This window comes from Cobetia sp. MM1IDA2H-1 (assembly GCF_002916775.2).
Taxonomy (GTDB): domain Bacteria; phylum Pseudomonadota; class Gammaproteobacteria; order Pseudomonadales; family Halomonadaceae; genus Cobetia; species Cobetia marina.
In genome coordinates, this window is record NZ_CM133225.1 from 1,684,336 (window position 1) to 1,700,953 (window position 16,618).

16 protein-coding genes are annotated in these 16,618 nt (G+C 60.6%); 7 read left to right on the plus strand and 9 right to left on the minus strand.

What is annotated here, in order from left to right; all coding sequences use genetic code 11:
- The first annotated feature begins 42 nt into the window (after positions 1-42).
- Positions 43-1,080 carry a hypothetical protein gene (locus tag BOH68_RS07220; RefSeq protein WP_077376900.1) on the plus strand — a complete coding sequence of 346 codons (1,038 nt, stop codon included), beginning with the start codon at positions 43-45 and terminating at the stop codon, positions 1,078-1,080.
- Between the two features lie 284 nt (positions 1,081-1,364).
- On the opposite strand, the gene BOH68_RS07225 is transcribed toward BOH68_RS07220, so the two are convergent.
- The 3 genes from BOH68_RS07225 to BOH68_RS07235 form a co-directional block, all read right to left on the minus strand.
- Positions 1,365-1,814 (minus strand): DUF3455 domain-containing protein, encoded by a 450-nt coding sequence (locus tag BOH68_RS07225; protein ID WP_255303242.1) that lies wholly within the window; start codon positions 1,812-1,814, stop codon positions 1,365-1,367.
- Between the two features lie 425 nt (positions 1,815-2,239).
- On the minus strand, positions 2,240-2,779 hold the full coding sequence (locus BOH68_RS07230; protein ID WP_077376894.1) for a redoxin domain-containing protein: 540 nt from the start codon (positions 2,777-2,779) through the stop codon (positions 2,240-2,242).
- 183 nt (positions 2,780-2,962) lie between these two features.
- Positions 2,963-3,532 carry a manganese efflux pump MntP gene (locus BOH68_RS07235; protein WP_077376891.1) on the minus strand — a complete coding sequence of 190 codons (570 nt, stop codon included), beginning with the start codon at positions 3,530-3,532 and terminating at the stop codon, positions 2,963-2,965.
- 371 nt (positions 3,533-3,903) lie between these two features.
- Between BOH68_RS07235 and yghU the strand changes: the two genes are divergently transcribed.
- The gene (yghU, locus tag BOH68_RS07240; RefSeq protein WP_077376888.1) at positions 3,904-4,767 is read left to right on the plus strand and encodes a glutathione-dependent disulfide-bond oxidoreductase; all 864 of its coding nucleotides are present in this window, start codon (positions 3,904-3,906) and stop codon (positions 4,765-4,767) included.
- A 215-nt stretch (positions 4,768-4,982) separates the two neighbouring features.
- Here yghU and BOH68_RS07245 read toward each other — a convergent pair whose 3' ends face one another.
- Positions 4,983-5,327: an MDR/zinc-dependent alcohol dehydrogenase-like family protein gene (locus tag BOH68_RS07245; protein WP_219815818.1), complete on the minus strand. Its 345-nt coding sequence runs from the start codon at positions 5,325-5,327 to the stop codon at positions 4,983-4,985.
- Positions 5,328-5,401: 74 nt separating this feature from the next.
- Positions 5,402-5,923, minus strand: a complete 522-nt coding sequence (locus tag BOH68_RS07250; RefSeq protein WP_077376884.1) for a TetR/AcrR family transcriptional regulator — start codon at positions 5,921-5,923, stop codon at positions 5,402-5,404.
- A 386-nt stretch (positions 5,924-6,309) separates the two neighbouring features.
- Here BOH68_RS07250 and BOH68_RS07255 point away from each other — a divergent pair, with 386 nt between their 5' ends.
- From BOH68_RS07255 to BOH68_RS07270, 4 genes are all read left to right on the plus strand, one after another.
- On the plus strand, positions 6,310-8,475 hold the full coding sequence (locus BOH68_RS07255; protein WP_258038278.1) for a TonB-dependent siderophore receptor: 2,166 nt from the start codon (positions 6,310-6,312) through the stop codon (positions 8,473-8,475).
- Between the two features lie 226 nt (positions 8,476-8,701).
- Positions 8,702-9,604, plus strand: coding sequence for a LysR family transcriptional regulator (locus tag BOH68_RS07260; RefSeq protein ID WP_077376882.1), 903 nt, complete (start codon positions 8,702-8,704; stop codon positions 9,602-9,604).
- Positions 9,605-9,825: 221 nt separating this feature from the next.
- Positions 9,826-10,134 (plus strand): HD domain-containing protein, encoded by a 309-nt coding sequence (locus BOH68_RS07265; protein ID WP_170877436.1) that lies wholly within the window; start codon positions 9,826-9,828, stop codon positions 10,132-10,134.
- A complete protein-coding gene (locus BOH68_RS07270) occupies positions 10,115-10,477 on the plus strand; it encodes an HD-GYP domain-containing protein (protein WP_170877435.1) in 363 nt (120 codons plus the stop codon). Before BOH68_RS07265 ends, BOH68_RS07270 begins: the two co-directional genes overlap by 20 nt.
- Positions 10,478-10,569: 92 nt before the next feature.
- Here the strand turns inward: BOH68_RS07270 and BOH68_RS07275 are convergent, their stop codons facing one another.
- Positions 10,570-11,439, minus strand: coding sequence for an urea carboxylase-associated family protein (locus BOH68_RS07275; RefSeq protein WP_077376874.1), 870 nt, complete (start codon positions 11,437-11,439; stop codon positions 10,570-10,572).
- A 161-nt stretch (positions 11,440-11,600) separates the two neighbouring features.
- Positions 11,601-13,085: a sodium/proline symporter PutP gene (putP, locus tag BOH68_RS07280; protein WP_077376871.1), complete on the minus strand. Its 1,485-nt coding sequence runs from the start codon at positions 13,083-13,085 to the stop codon at positions 11,601-11,603.
- A gap of 316 nt (positions 13,086-13,401) precedes the next feature.
- Between putP and BOH68_RS07285 the strand changes: the two genes are divergently transcribed.
- Positions 13,402-14,334: a LysR substrate-binding domain-containing protein gene (locus tag BOH68_RS07285; RefSeq protein WP_170877434.1), complete on the plus strand. Its 933-nt coding sequence runs from the start codon at positions 13,402-13,404 to the stop codon at positions 14,332-14,334.
- Between the two features lie 146 nt (positions 14,335-14,480).
- Here BOH68_RS07285 and BOH68_RS07290 read toward each other — a convergent pair whose 3' ends face one another.
- Positions 14,481-15,794: an arsenic transporter gene (locus BOH68_RS07290; RefSeq protein ID WP_077376865.1), complete on the minus strand. Its 1,314-nt coding sequence runs from the start codon at positions 15,792-15,794 to the stop codon at positions 14,481-14,483.
- A 61-nt stretch (positions 15,795-15,855) separates the two neighbouring features.
- On the minus strand, positions 15,856-16,578 hold the full coding sequence (gene arsH, locus BOH68_RS07295; protein WP_077377424.1) for an arsenical resistance protein ArsH: 723 nt from the start codon (positions 16,576-16,578) through the stop codon (positions 15,856-15,858).
- Positions 16,579-16,618: the final 40 nt, after the last annotated feature.

Here is a 16,618-nt window from a genome sequence, read left to right on the forward strand (position 1 = left end):
GCCTGTCCCATTGTCATGATGTTTCGTTTCGAGGAGCAACGAATGGCGAAGGTACGTATCACGCAACAGGGCACGATCCATTGTTTTCCGACAGGCTTGAAGGATGAGGATGGCAAGCTGGTGAATGCCGAGATTTCCGCCGTGGCCTATGACGGTGAGCGGTTGTTGATGGCGAGTGACAAACCGATTCCGGGCGAGGGGCGTTCAGCCGTCTTTTCATTGCCGTTGGATTCCAGCGGGCCGGATGATAGCCAGCTTGAGTATCTGACCACCCCGCTGATTCGTCAGGCGGTCAAGTATGAAGACTTCGCGCTGACCACCGATGGGCGTCACATGTTGGCGACTACCGGGTTTGATCGCATCGACAGCGAGAGCCATGCCCTGAATGCCTACAACCACCTGTTGATCTGGCCGCTGGGCGAACCCGACAAGGTACAGGTGGTCGACCCGGACCCACGTGATGGGGTCGAGGGCTCACTGGAGTTTCGTCAGAAGCTGGAAACGGCCATTGGCCAGCCGTACTACAAGATCGAAGGGCTGGCGGTCGTCCCGAGTGACAGGGGCGATGGTCTGATCCTGTTCGGGGTGCGGGAACAAGGCAATTCGCATGATGATTTCGCGTATGTGCGTCGGGTCATCGGGGCGCGTTATGCCATGACCGACAGCGACAACATCGAGTTCATTGAGGAGCTTCACGACGTCTATGCCTTCGACCCGGCCGAGTATGACGGCGTAGATCACGAGTGTGGTCTTTCTAGCCTGGAATATGACCCCTATCACGCACGCCTCTATCTGGTGACCAGCTTCGAGACCGAGCAGGGCAGTGAGGAGGTGATCGGGGGATATCTGTGGGTGCTGTCGCTGGCGGACTTCCACGCCGGGAAACCTCCGACGCTGGTGACGCATGAGGATGGCCGTGTGCTGGAGTTCGAGCACAAGGCAGAAGGGCTTGCGGTACTGGATCGCGAACGGCTCTTCGTGGTCTATGACAATGATCGCAACCACGAGCTGGGCAGTGTGGATGAACGCGACGAGCGGCATTCCTGTGAAGCGCCCTATACGATGCTGGCGCTGCTCTGACGGCAGCTCGCCGGCTCAGAAGCTTTCTCACTGCCCGGGAGAATCAGACTCACGGCTTTTGCACTTGAATGGCAGACTGTCTGTCTTCGCCATGGCGCCGTTGTCGCCAGACGGGACTGATCAAAAAATCCAGCCGGAATCATCCATCTCCTGTCGGGATTGATGGCGACAAAGCCCCGACATGCTTCTGCATGTCGGGGCTTTTCATGATCTCACCTTCCCTGTGTCAATGCGCTCTGTCACACGACATCGAGTGGTGAATCTTCTTTATCTCTGGCTCAAGATTACATGGCCTTGTAGAACAGATAATCGGCCTGGTACATCACGATTTCGACCTTGTCCTTGTGGGCATCATCACAGGCCATGTCAGGAGCGGCACCGCCCTGGGTATTGAGGCGCTGCACATAGGTGACGCCCTGCATATGCCCTTCACCTTCGGCCGGATTGGCCTCGACCAGCTGCAGCGGAATATTGCCCTTGCCGTTGGGCTCTACCGCCAGCTGTGTGCCGGTGATCTTGGAGCCATCCATGGATTCCCAGGTGGCGGGCGGACCATAGTATTTGCCGACCTGCTTGCCATCAGCATCATTCAGCGCAGCATCCGGCCCCTTGAAGACCCAGCCCATGGTGCCATCATCCTTTGCTTCACAGGCCCATTTGATCTTGCCGACGCCAACAGTTTCCATGGCGACGTCATTGCCTTTCGGCACCGTGACGCTTTCGGGAATTTCCATGGCTTGAGCCATCGGGCTCATTGCGAGGGCAGCGAAAATACCAGAGATACAGGCGATTGTTTTCATCTTGACGACTCCGTAGACAGATAAGGTTCAGCTAGCGGTTGCAGGTGTGTCGTTGTCTCCCTTGCACTGCTCATAACGCTGGCCTTTCCCGTCTGGATGTCACGGGATCAAGATTTTTTCGTGCTTTCTATTCGAGGTGCGTTTCTGGCTTGTCAGGCGGAGTGAGGCAAGGACAGATTGAGGTAAGAGCGGGATGATCAAAGAAGGGAGGGGGAAGGAGAGAGTGGCGAAAGGAAGCCGAAAGAAAGAGGAAAGAGTGATCAACGATACAGGGCAGGTTTGAAGGCCCTGATACAAAGCCGCCCCGCAGCACCAAGGCTGCGGGGCGGCTTTCCTGCGCGACCTGAACCCTGAAAGGTTCAGCCGTAATCGCGGGTGCCGCGAATCGGGTAGTGGTTGTCCGGCTTGCGGATGAACTCGATACCCCCGATGAGCGTGTCCAGGTCAGGACGTACGAAGGGCGCATTGGCGACTTCTTCGATCTGGACCTTGCCTTCGCCATTGACGATGAAGAAGGCCGGCTCCGGGAAATCGTGATCGGTTTCCTTCTCGCTGCGTGGCGTGGAGATGAACAGCCCCAGCGTTTCCATCTGCTCTACCGTCAGGCCACCAGCAATCGGGAAATTGAGATCCAGAGATTCGAGGTGCTCGTTCAGCTGCTGCTGGCTGTCGGCAGAGACGGCGACGAGATCCACGCCTTGTGCGCTGAAGCGCTCACGATATTCCGTCAGCTTGTTGAGGAACTTGGTGCAGATCGGGCAATGCTTGCCGCGATAGACGACCACCAGTTGCCAATCATGCTCGCCCTGGGGCTTGCCGAGCGTCAGGGTTTCGCCATCGTGGCGCTGGACCTGGATGGCCGGAAATTCACTACCTGGATGAAGCTTGCGTGTATACATGCAATCTGGCTCCCCTGTTGGATATCAAGATGTGCGATACGCCACATGTCCCTCTTGAATGACGCCATTGTCAGGGTTTTCAAGGGACCCTTGGCGGAACGCGGAGACGCATCCATCGCCAGGGGCAGGGACTGGTCGGGCCAGAGCCCCCTTGCTGGGGGCTCTGGCCTGCTGGGGAAAGCCTTAGCCAAGATAGCCGGTGTGTTCCAGCAGGATGGTCGTGCCGATGCCGATCAACACCAGGCCACCGATGATTTCCGCGCGCTTGCCGACCATCTTGCCCAATACGCCCCCGAGCATCACACCGGTGGTGGCCATCACGAAGGTGGCGGTGCCGATCGCCAGCGCAGTGGTGATGATATTCACGCCAGCAAAGGCAAGCCCGGCACCGACGGCCATGGCATCGATGCTGGTGGAAAGGCCAGTCAGCATCAGGCGGGGCAACGATTGCGGCGTGCTGCAATCCTCATCTTCCTCGTCCTTGGAGAGCCCCTCATGAATCATGTGGAGACCGAGCAGCAACAGCAGAGCGAAGGCGATCCAGTGGTCCCACTGTTCGACGTAGACGGCCAATGAGCGACCGATCAGCCACCCGATCATGGGGGTGATGGCTTCGATGACGCCAAAGATGAGGCCGATGCGCAGGGCATCTTTCAGGGACGGCCGTCGAATGGCCGCACCCTTGCACAAGGCAGCAGCGAAGGCGTCGCAGGACATGGAAAAGGCGAGCAGGAATGTCGATAGCAAAGGCATGTGTCAGGAAGTTCCAGGCCGGTTACGAGTCAATAACAGCGAGACACCACCGGCCGGAAGCGTCTGACTGTCATTGGTCTCGCCGAACCTTGTCCTGACCGATCATGGGCATGATCTGGATAGGTGGGTCCTCGGTGCCACGGCAATGCCTGCCGACCATGTTGACAACCGAGACTCTCGTTGGGTAACGAGAGCGGGCTACTCCCCAAAAACTGGTGGCATGTTAGCAACAAACTTTCGTCGTTTCATCCCCTTGTGTCACAAGCGTCTGACCGTCATAACTGGGCTACCGAGTCAGAGCGCCACAACACCGACGTTTCTGACGCCATCGAAGTCTTGAAGCTTCAACAGGATGCCAAGGAGTCAAGGGTATGAGCGACAGCTATCAGCCACCCAAGGTCTGGACATGGGAAAGTGAAAGTGGCGGCAAGTTTGCCAGCACCAATCGGCCGATCGCCGGACCGACGCATGACCAGGAGCTGCCGGTCGGGGAGCATCCCTTCCAGCTCTACTCCATGGCGACACCGAACGGTGTGAAGGCCACCATCATGTTCGAGGAGCTGCTGGCGCTCGGACACTCCGGTGCGGAATATGATGCCTGGCCGATCCGCATCGGTGACGGCGATCAGTTCGGCAGTGACTTCGTCGCGATCAATCCCAATTCCAAGATTCCTGCGCTGATGGATAGAAGTGGCGACACGCCTGTGCGTGTCTTCGAGTCCGGTTCCATCCTGCTGCATCTTGCGGACAAGTTCGGCGCGCTCATCCCCAAGGAGCCGGCCAAGCGGGTCGAGGTCATGAACTGGCTGTTCTGGCAGATGGGCTCTGCGCCGTATCTGGGTGGAGGCTTTGGCCACTTCTATGCCTATGCCCCGGAGAAGATGGAGTATCCGATCAACCGTTTCGCGATGGAGACCAAGCGTCAATTGGACGTGCTGGATCGTCAGCTGGCTGACAATGCCTACATCGCGGGTGATGAATACAGCATCGCGGACATCGCCATCTATGCCTGGTATGGCGCGCTTGCCGAGGGCAAGCTCTATGACGCTGCCGAGTTCCTTTCCGTGCAGGACTATCCCCATGTGCAGCGCTGGGCCAAGTCGATTGCCGAGCGTCCTGCGGTCAAGCGTGGTCGCATGGTCAATCGTTTCTGGGGGGAGCCGCATGAGCAACTGATCGAACGCCACTCGGCGAGTGACTTCGACACCAATACCGAAGACAAGCGCGCCGACTGACCCTCAAGACACAATGTCTAATGTCTTGTGAAGTTGCCGCTGTCTTGCAATCAAAAAGGGCTACCCATCGGGTAGCCCTTTGGCATTCTGGCCATCAGTCCCTGAGGAAACTGACTCAGTCCTGGCAAACCTTGAGCACGACCTTGCCCACATGACCTTTCTGCTGGAAGACGGCCTGGGCAGCGACTCTGCCTTGGCACCGCTGGTGATGGCGATCACATGAGCACCACGTGCCTTGGCGAGCTGAACGGCTGCAGAGCCGACCCCCCTGAGGCGCCGGTGATCAACACGCGTTCCCCCTTGGCAAGCTGCGTGCGTGTCAGCAGGTTCTCGGCGGTGGAGTAGGAACATGGGAATGAGGCCAGTTCCACATCGCTCAGTGCGCTCTTGATGGGGTGTGCATGGCGTGCTGCCACCTTGGTGTATTCGGCGAAGCCGCCATCGCCCTTGGAGTACCACGCCAGGCGTGTGTTGATGTCGGTGTTGTTGACGCCAGCAGCCCCGACGCGCACCAGTACGTCGCGCGGGCCGGGAACCGGACGGGGGATGTCGTCGCGCACTTCCAGCACCTCCGGGCCGCCGTGGCCGGTCAGTTAGATACCGTGCATGGTGTCATGGCGTGTGGATACAGCGCTCATTTGCGAGGTTCTCCCAGGAGGGTGAGGGTGGTGGAAAGTGCCGCTTCGATCGCTGTGTCGCCCAGTACCAGCCAGGCCGAGGATGCCCCTTCATGAATCAGGAACAATTCGTTGGCGAGATCTTTCCGCCGACTGCGCGTGCCAAGCCAAAGGAGGGTTTCCCGCTTGTGACGGGTGACGGCATCACTGACGTCACGGTTGTCAGGGAAGGCCGCCAACGCATTGATCGACATGCAGCCATTGGGGGCTTCGTGCTTCATCCAGTGGCCCAGTCGTCGGTAAAGATGACTGAGCGCAGCGGCGCCATCGCTGGGCACCTCGTCCTCAAGAAAGGCGAGGTAGCGCTCATGGCGATGCTGGAGGGCACCGATGACCATGCTTTCCTTGGAAGGAAAATGTCGGTAGAGGGTGCGTAGGCTCACGCCAGAGGCAGCCTTGAGCTCTGACACACTGGGTTCTGCGAAGCCACGCTGGCTGAAGAGGGCTTCCAGGCGAGCGGCGATGTCGTGCTGAATCATGGAAGGACCATCGTCGAAGATTTCAGGGAGAGCGTTTGTTCTATCTCTACAGGGTAGAGCGTTCATTCTCCCTGTGTCAATGTCCTGCAGCATTGTCCCGCTCGTCACCCCCCTTTGGTGGCTCGGCGTCCCATGAGCGGTCCTCAATGAGGAGCGTCATCTTGCCCCTTGAGCGCAAGCGACTGCTTTCATCACGACCAATGGCGATGACTTCGGCCACCTGCTGGCTGGATTCTCGAGATAACGTTGCGACACTTTATGGTAAAGATTATCATTCGCGTTCAATTTGCTGGCGCAGGGGGCGTCAGTCATGGCCATGCTCTGTCGAATACAGGGCGAGATGTTGATTCAGCAGGACGCTGGCACATCACATAGAAGGGTTCCAGGTGCCAAGTCATTCTCGCAACCACGTCGTCAACAAGAATACCGTCAGCAAGAGCAAGGGGCCATTTTCCTGTCTGGTCTTCAGCCTCATGGCATTGCCGAGTACCACACTGGCGGCAGGTGAGTCGGCGCAGGACGCCTCGGCAGTCGCAAGCTCGGTGATGGTGGTCACCGGCCAGCGGGAATCGGAAGTGGCGCCGGGCAGTTACCGTGCAGAGGCCTCAAGCCTTGCCAACAAGCAGTCGGTGGAGTTTCTCGAGCAGGCCCGCACCATCAATGTGGTGACCCGGCAGGTCATACACGACTTCAATCTCGATGACCTGGAAGAGTCGCTGCAGCCGGTGGCTGGCATTCAGCTGGGCAATACGCTGGGTGGCACCGAGGATGGCTTCGTCAAGCGAGGCTTCGGCAGCAACAGCGATGGCTCGATGCTGATCGATGGCATCCGTCAGCCGCGCCGTACCTACACCACGGCGACGGTGGACCGCGTCGAAGTCCTCAAGGGGCCGTCATCGCTCTTCCAGGGCCAGCAGAACCCCGGCGGCGTAATCAACATGGTCACCAAGCGTCCGCAGTACAAGACGCACACCGAGATCAGCGGTGAAGTCAGCTCCTTCGGCGGTGGTAATACCACCCTGGACACCACCGGTCCCATCGAGGATACCGGCCTGGCCTATCGCTTCATCCTCTCGCATGAGGATGAAGACTCCTGGCGCGAGTACGGCAATGACCGCCGCACCACCATCGCCCCGTCCTTGCGTTGGGAGGGCGAGCACAGCAGCGCCCAGATCAGCTACGAGTATCAGGACTACGAGCTGGATATCGATCGTGGCACCGTCTTCTACAACGGCAGCGCCGCCAACGTCACGCGTGGCACGCGTTTCGATGAATCCTGGAACCGCGTCTATGGCCATGACGAGTCCGTCAATGCCTGGTGGAAGCAGGAAGTCACCGACAACTGGGACATGAAGCTGACCTACGGCTGGACGCGTCGCCAGTACAGCGATGCGCGCGCCAACGTCACGAATGTCAGCGATAGCGGTGATGTGACCGTGCGCGCCGAAGAGAACCAGGGCTATGAACGCAGCGAGCACTACACGGCGCTGGACGCCATGGGTGATGTCGAGATTGCCGGGCAGCGTCACCAGCTGGTCATCGGTGCCGATTACGAGACCACCCGCGACTATCTGGATGAGCGCTATTTCGGCGACTCCGTCACGGTCTCCACCGTCACCGACGTGAATCACGGCCAGCTGGCCCAGGTGACCTCCGACGACATCAACACCTCGCGCAGCAATCGTCTCGACGAGAGTCAGGCCATCGGGGTCTATGTCAGCGACCGCTGGTATCTGAGTGACAAGTGGATTCTGGGCCTTGGCGGGCGCTACACCTGGTTTGATCAGCAGAGCGGGCAGGGCGAGGATTTCGTATCTGACCCCGATTACAGCGACGATCTGTTCCTGCCCTCCGCGAACCTGCTGTATCGCATCGACGATGCCAGCTCCGCGTACCTCAGCTACAGCGAATCCTTTGTGCCCAACGGCAGCGACAGCGACAGTGGCGAGAGCCTCGATCCTGAGCTCGGCAAGGGCTATGAGATCGGTTACAAGCGTCAGTGGAATCCGCGTCTGGCGACGTCTGTGGCGCTCTACCAGATCCGCAAGGAGAACGTCGCAGTCACTGACAATGGGGTGACTCGCACCATCGGTGAAGCCGGCTCGCAAGGCCTGGAATTCAGCCTCGAAGGCGCCCTGACGGATCGTACTTCCTTGCTGTTCAGCTATGCCTACACCGATACCGAAGTACTCGAGGATACCGAAGGCACCGAGGGCAATCGTCTGCCGAACGCGGCGCTCAACGCGGCTAGCCTCTATCTGGCACATGATCTGGCGATTGATCCATCCTACGGCGAGTGGCGTGTCGGCGGTGGCGTGCGCTACGTCGGTGAGCGTGAAGGTGACGACGACAATAGCTTCTCGATGGATGCCTACACCGTGGCGGATGCCTTCGTCGGCTGGCGTCATGACTTCTTCGGTCCGGACACCGAATTCAAGCTGAATGCGAAGAATCTGTTCGATACCGCCTATTACTACGGCAGTGGCGGTGACACGCGCGTACTGGTGGGCGATCCGATGGAAATTACCCTGTCGGCCAGCGTGGGCTGGTAACACCGCTGATTGCTCTTTATGAGCTGATTGCTCTTTATGAAGAGGGGACGACAGGCAACTGTCGTGGACCAGGGGCGCTCCAATGCGCCCCTGATGCGTTGCGACGACTCGACATCGGGGCCTGACGTATCGGGTCCTGCCGCTGATTCAATCGGATTGGCTGATAGACTGACGTCTCGAGGGTCTCTGCCTTCATTCGATGTCACTACTGTCCGGAGAGCTTCACATGCTCGACTCGCTTCCCCTTGCCGATATCCGTGCCTTTGTCATGACAGCGGATCACGGCAGTTTCACCCGGGCCGCCGAGACGTTGGGCGTATCGCGTTCACAGGTGTCCAAGCAGGTCACCGCGCTGGAGAAGCTGCTGGGCGTTACGTTGATGCAGCGTTCCACTCGCTCGTTGCGGCTCACCGAGAGTGGTCATCTTCTCCACGCGCAATGTCGTAGTGCGCTGGGCGACATGGCGCAGATCGTGACGCTGGTGCGTGAAGAGCGTAACGCCATGCGCGGCCGGATTCGGCTCAACAGTGTTGGGGGCCCCATCGGCGAGCGTCTGCTGGGGCCAGCCGTTCACGCCTTCATGCAGGCCTGGCCGGAGGTCGAGATCGAACTGGATTTCAGCAGTCATCGCGTGAATCTGATTCGCGATGACTTCGATATCGCCCTGCGCATGGGTGCACTCGAGGATGCCGATTTCATTGCCCGTCCGCTGGCGACTCTGTCCTATGTGGTCGTGGCGAGTCCTGACTATCTTTCGCGGCATGGCTCACCGCAAACTCCCGGTGGCCTGCAGGCTCACCGCTGCCTGGTGGGCTCGGTCGCGCGCTGGAGCTTTCGCGCCCGACATGACCCGAAAAGCGAGACACAGGTGGATATCAGTGCCCAGTTGCAGTGTCGCAACGGGCATGTGCTGGTCAGTGGTGCCCTGGCCGGCAACGGCATCATTCGCGTGCCCAGACTCTACTGTGATGACGCCATCGCAAGCGGTGAGCTCAAGGAAATCCTGCAGGATTGGCAGCCGGCGGATGTGCCGTTGTCATTGATCTACCATCGTGAGCGCCATCGTCCGCTGCGTACCATGCGTCTGATCGAACATCTGGTCACCTGGTTTGATGAGCGCAATGCCTGATTGTGTGCTTCTTTACCAAGTGAGTCATGCTGAGTTGATTAGGAGCACGATGCTCCTGTGAATGTCGACCTTCAGTGGGAAACCGCTGGGGATTCACGCATTGCGTGCGCGATGTGCTGGCGGCAAGTCACGGAGTTTCCAGTAGGGATCAATCTGACAGGGAGTCGCTCATGAACCTGATCGCTGCATTGGCCAGTGCGTTGTCAGTCTGAATGTGTCACTTGCCGAATTACCTTTATCAACCGCCCTACGGTGTGGCGACGCTCGCGCCGGAGGCGCTTGACCTGTTGGAACGGCTGTACCGACATGATGCTGACACCCTGGCGCATTCCTGGCGGGTGGCAGGGCTTTCGGTCTCGCTCTATGCCAGGCTGCTCGACCCGCAGGCGCGCTGGCTTTCCTTGCAGGCACTGCACCATGCGGCGCTGCTGCATGATATCGGCAAGCTCTCCATCCCTCGCGAGTTACTGCAGGAGCCCACGAGCGCTGATACCAGAGGAGCGCTGCCTGATGCAGCGCCATGCGAGTGAAGGTGGCCTGCTGCTCGACACGCTAGGGGAGCCGCTGCGTACGCTGAGTATCGAGATTGCGGTAGGGCATCACGAATGCTGGGATGGCTCTGGCTACCCTGGCCAGATCATGACGCAGGCACTGCCCTTGCATTGCCGAGTGGTCGGGCTCATGGATGTCTTTGATGCAGTGGCGTCTCCTCGGGCCTACAAGGCGGGATGGCCGCTGGACAGATTGATCGCCTTGTTCGTTGCCCAGGCCGGGCGTCAGTTCGATCCGCAGTTGATCGGTCGCCTCTCACCCCTCTGGAAGGAACTGCTCGCGGTGCATCATCAGTTGCTTGATCAGACACGAAGTGATTGAGAGTGGTGATGTCTCTCCGGGACATTCAAAGGCCCCTGTCATGAACATCGACAGGGGCCTTTGAAGTTAAGTGCCAAGCGAGCAATGCGTCATCAACAGCAGCGCTCACGCTTGATGGCGGCCCAATCGGTGGTGGGGTTCTGGCGGCCGTGGTTGCCGGCGTAAGCCGCGACCTTGGGCGACTCCCAGCCTGCGAGAACGTCGCCTTCCAGTTGGTAGATCTCGACACCGAGCGGGTTGCAGGTCTCGAGCGGGTCACGCGCATCAGGGCCCCACAGGTCCACAGACAGATCGCCACCCGGGCAGCAGGACATCGCGCACAGCAGGTCCGTCTCGGCAAAGAACTCCAGGTAATCGCCCTTGCGAGCCGGGCAGGCCTTCATGAAGTACTTGTCTTCGTTGTTGAGGCCGGTGCACTGGAAGATGTTGAGCACATCGTGGATATCGAATTCGGTCAGGCCCCAGGGCGCCACCGCGCGCACCAGGTTGGAGTGACAGTGGTGATCGAAGTCCTCGCCGGTCAGCAGGCGATTGACGTAGGGGTCGCAGCGCGTACCCAGCAGATCATGCACGCGACCGCCTTCTGCATCGACGCCATAGTCGGCGAGGGTGTCATCGATGATGGTCGCCATCGGGCGCAGGTAGGGCAATGTGGACCACAGGCGATCATAGGTGCTGACATGCGCGCGCTGCAGCTGGCGGGTGCGAGACGCCCACATGCGCTCACGCGGGTTGTGCAGGTTCCACATGTTGAAATCGCCGACTTGTGAACCCTCGGTGATCTTGATGCGCAGCACGTGGCCCGCCGGCACTTCCCATGCCAGTCCATCGCGCAGCGGCACGGTATGCGTCGCGACCAGCGTGCGCTTGGCCTTGCCTTCGGTGAGGCTGTCGTAGAAGTCGCGATCGATGTCCAGAATCGACCCCTTGCTGGCTTGATAGGCGGCAGGTACATCACTCATGACAGGACTCCTCGTAAATCGAAATTGGGTCTGATGACCAGGCCGGACTGCCTGGAATTCGCTGCCCGGTCGGGGCTTTCGTGCACTGCCGGCAAGTGTGATGGCCGGCAGTGGCGGTATCTGCAGGGCACAGGGAAGTTTCTCGGTCCCCCTGCGCGGGGTCAGGCCTGTTCGCGGCGCCAGTGCTTCATCAGACGGTCGAAGCAGGCGCTGGCGGCAGGTTCTGCGTTCATGCGGCTGACGATGCCGACGGCGATCAGGGCGAACAGGAAGCCGGGTACGACCTCGAACATGTCGAATATCTCCAGCGGGCCGCCGCTCAGCGGCTTCCAGATCGCGACGGTAAGGGCACCGACCAGCAGGCCGGCGATGGCGCCATTGCGGGTCATGCCACGCCAGAACAATGACAGCAGGATGACGGGACCGAAGGCGGCGCCGAAGCCACCCCAGGCGTAGGACACCAGGCCCAGGATGCTGCTGTCACGCTCGCTGCCCATCACGGTGGCGAGCAGTGCGATGCCGATCACGCTGGCACGGCTCAGCCAGACCAGCTCCTTCTGCGTCGCCTTGGGGCGAATCAAGCCACGGTAGATGTCTTCGGCGATGGCGCTGGAGCAGACCAGCAGCTGGGAATCGACGGTACTCATGATCGCGGCCAGGACGCCGGCCAGAATGAAGCCTGCCACCCAGGGGTTGAGCATGATCTGGCTCAGGGAGATGAAGACACGCTCGCTGTCCGTGAGACCGCCACCCAGCTCACCGCCGAACCAGTAGTAACCCAGCACGCCCACTGCTACCGCAGCTGCCATGGTGATGGCGGACCACAGCAGGGCGATATGACGTGACACCTTGATATCTTCACGCTTGCGCACGGCCATGAAACGCACCACGACGTGTGGCTGGCCACAGTAGCCGATCGCCCAGCCGGCCAGCGACAGCATGCCCAGGAAGGTCACGCCTTCCATTAGACCACCGATGGGGGCGACATCCTGCGCCGCTGCCGGGGCGGCTGCGCCATCGCCGAACAGCGCCACCGCCGTCATGGCAGCCACGGCACACAGCGAGGCGGCCATCATCAGGCCCTGGATGAGGTCGGTCCACGAAGCGGCGAGGAAGCCACCGAGGAAGGTATAGCCGACGATGACCAGCGCGCCCAACCACAGTGCGACGCGGTAATCGATGTCGAAGAGCCCTTCGAACAGCACGGCACCACCGACCAGGCCCGCCGAGACATAGAAGGTGAAGAACACCAGCATGACCACGGATGACAGAGTGCGCAGTACGCGCGAGCGGTCTTCGAAACGCGCTTCCAGATAATCCGGCACCGTCAGCGCATTGCCGGCCGCTTCGGTGAACACGCGCAGTCGCTCGGCGACCAGGGTCCAGTTCAGGTAGACGCCGACCAGGGTCCATACCGCGATCCAGGCTTGCGAGAGGCCACCACTGAAGATGGCGCCGGGCAGGCCCATCAGGGCCCAGCCGCTGAGATCGGAAGCGCCGGCACTCAAGGCCGCGACGCTTGGCGGCAAGCCGCGTCCCCCGAGGATGTAATCCGACAGATTGTGGGTGATGCGATAGAAGTAGATGCCGATGCCCAGCATCAGCAGCAGATAGAGCCCGAACGACAGCAGGACAGGTAAGTTCATCCTAGGAGACCTCATGGTGACGCCGAGGCGTCTTGTTATTGTTCACCAGTGATGTCGTGTTGCAGCAGGCTTGCACGGAACAAGCCGCGGGGAGCTGGCAATAGCACTGACACCGTCACCTTAACCATGAGGTGGATTGCAGAAAACTGATCATTTTTCGTTTAACATATGACTCAATATCATGGGTGGCCGTCATGTGCTGGTTGACGCCTTTCTTCTATCAGGGCGCTGCTCGCAAGTACTCGGCACAGCGCTTGGCACAGGCACTCGGCACCCAGTTCTGGCACCCGGCCAGGCCAGTCATCAAGGACAACCCATGCGACCCAGTCTGTCATCGCTCAATGCTTTCGAGGTCGTGTCACGCCTGGGAAGCATTACTGCGGCTGCGGATGAGCTCAACATCACCCAATCGGCGGTGAGTCACCAGATCCGCCGCCTGGAGGCCACGCTGGAGGTCAGTCTGTTGGAGCGGGCTGGACGCGGCGTGGTGCTGTCACATGCCGGGCGTCGACTGGCCGATGGCCTGCAGGCCGGCTTTGCCAGAATCGAGCAGTCGGTGGCCGAATTCGAGGTCGACCCACAAGGCGTGCATCAGCGGCGCCAGCTGCGCGTCAGCTGTCTTCCTTCAGTGGCGGTGCGCTGGCTGATCCCGCGGCTCAACAGCTTTCGCGAGCAATGCCCTGATATCGCGGTCAGCCTGCAATATGCCGGCGTCAGTGCGCGGGGACTGCTGCCGGAGGTCGATGTGATGATCACCTGGCAGGACGAACTCCCGGACAAGGCATCACAGGCGTTCCGCTTGTTCTCGGGGGCTACCCAGCCGGTGGCCAGTCCGCTGTATCTGGAGCATCACCGCCGCCCGTCCCAGCCGGCGGACCTGTTGAAGCTGGAGCTGATCCACGACCAGTCGCGCCAGCCCTGGCATGACTGGTTCAACAACTGCGGGCTGTATCCCTCCCAACTCGACAAGGGCGATCTCTATCAGGACTTCAGTCTGCTGAGTGCTGCGGTGGTCGCGGGGCAGGGGGTCGCGCTGTGTCCGCCACGCCTGATCCGCAAGGAGCTTGAGGACGGCACCCTGGAATGCCTGTTCGAGATGGCCGCCAACCGCCAGCGTGCCTACTGGCTGTTCCATCACCCGCAGCCTGCCAGACACGTGCAGCAATTCTGCGACTGGATGCGCGCGCAGATCGCCGCCGAGGGTGAAGCGGCCGACAGTGGAGTCATCGTCAGCCGCCGCCAGCTATGACGGCGGACATCTCTATCTCGGGCAATGACGCACGCAACGCAAAAGCCCCGCCGGGATGCGGCGGGGCTTTCTTGTGCAAGTGCCCATGTCATGACGGCATGGGTCGCGATCTAAGCCATGGCCCTTGGCCAGGAGATGGCGGGCCGTCAGCCATTGAGCACACCCAGCCAGGCCCACAGGCCGAGCAGGGTGGCGATCAGTACCGGCGGCGTCAGGATCAGGCCGACCTTCATGTATTGCCCCCAGCTGATGTGATGGCCCTTCTGATCGAGCACATGCAGCCACAGCAGTGTGGCGAGACTGCCGATCGGGGTGAACTTGGGCCCCAGGTCATTGCCGATCACGTTGGCGTAGACCATCAGCTCACGCGTCGCGTCATTGACCTGCTGCGCGGTGAGGTGGTCGATGGCCAGCGCGCCGATCAGCGTGGCCGGCATGTTGTTCATCACCGAGGCGGTGACGGCGGCCAGCACACCGGTGCCGAGGGTCGCGACCAGACTGCCTTGGCTGGCAAGCCAGGCGAGAATGTCACTGGCGTGGTCGGTCAGGCCGGCATTGCCCAGCCCGTAGACCACCAGATACATGCCCACCGAGAACAGCACGATCTGCCACGGCGCGCCGCGCAGCACCGGGCCGAGTTCGATCACGGCATCACCGCTGCCCAGCCAGCGGCCGGCAATGGCCAGCAGAACCAGCGCGGCGCTGCCGGTGACGACGGCGAGCGGAATGCCCAGCGGCGCGGTCACGAAGTAGGACACCAGTAGTACCCCCAGCAGCGGAAAGGCCGCGCGGAAGACCTGGGGGTCCTTGATGGCGCTCGACGGTGCCTCGAGTTTCTCCAGCGCATAGTGTGACGGTAGTTCCTTGCGGAACATCAGCCACAGCACGATTAGCGTGGAGGCCAGTGCGATCAGATCCACCGGTACCATCACCGCGGCGTAATGCGTGAAGGAGATGTCGAAGTAGTTGGCACTGACGATGTTGACCAGATTCGAGATCACCAGCGGCAGGCTGGTGGAATCCGCCACGAACCCGGTGGCGATGATGAAGGCCAGCGAGGCCGCCGCCGAGAATTCCAGGCGTACCAGAATCGCGATCACGATCGGTGTCAGCAAAAGGGCCGCGCCATCATTGGCGAAGAAGGCCGCGATCACCGCACCCAGCAGCACGATGAGTGGGAACAGCCTGCGCCCATTGCCGCCGCCCCAGCGTGCGACATGCAGTGCCGCCCAGCTGAAGAAGCCCGCTTCATCGAGAATCAGCGAGATGATGATCAGTGCCACGAAGGTGAAGGTGGCGTCCCAGACGATGTCCCACACCACCAGTACGTCCGGCAGCGTGACCACGCCGCAGACCAGTGCGATCACGGCGCCGCCCAGTGCACTGGTGCCGATGCCCAGACCGCGTGGTTGCCAGATCACCAGTGCCAGCGTGATGACGAAGATTGCCAAGGCAAGCATGACGTCTCCTTGTCGAGGGGGAAGAGCAAGAGAAGCACGACGTGTGCGAACACGGACAGCGTCAGATCGTGCTCTGATTGACGCGTTTCGAGACCTCTTCGGCACTCTCGACACGCTCGGAATAGCGCTCGGTCAGATAGTCACTGCGCTCGCGGTTCATCCAGGTGAACTTCATCAGCTCTTCACAGACATCGACGATGCGCAGATACAGCGGTGACATGCGCATGCGGCCGTTTTCATCGAATTCATTGAAGGCCTTGGGCACGGATGACTGGTTGGGGATGGTCAGCATGCGCATCCAGCGGCCCAGAATGCGCATCTGGTTGACGCTGTTGAAGCTCTGGCTGCCGCCGCTGACCTGAAGGATGGCCAGCGTCTTGCCCTGGGTAGGACGTACGCCGCCCAGTGACAGCGGAATCCAGTCGATCTGCGCCTTCATGATCGAGGTCATCGCGCCATGACGTTCAGGGCTGGCCCAGAGCATGCCCTCGGACCACTGGGCCAGCTCGCGCAGCTCCTGCACCTTGGGGTGATCGGCCTCGCAGTCATCCGGCAATGGCAGGCCGGCCGGCGAGTAAAGGCGCACCTCGGCACCGAAGGCACGCAGTAGGCGCGCCGCTTCCTCGGCGGCGAAGCGCGAGAAGGAACGCTCACGCAGGGAGCCGTACAGCACCAGAATGCGCGGCGCATGACGTGGTGCATCCGGGCCGGCCAGGCGGTCGATCTCCAGCGGTCGCCAGTGTTCGGCGTCGATATTGGGCAGGTCGGCCAATGCCGCTTTCATCGCGTCTGTCATGGTGTCGCCTGTCGACAGGTGAGAGTGG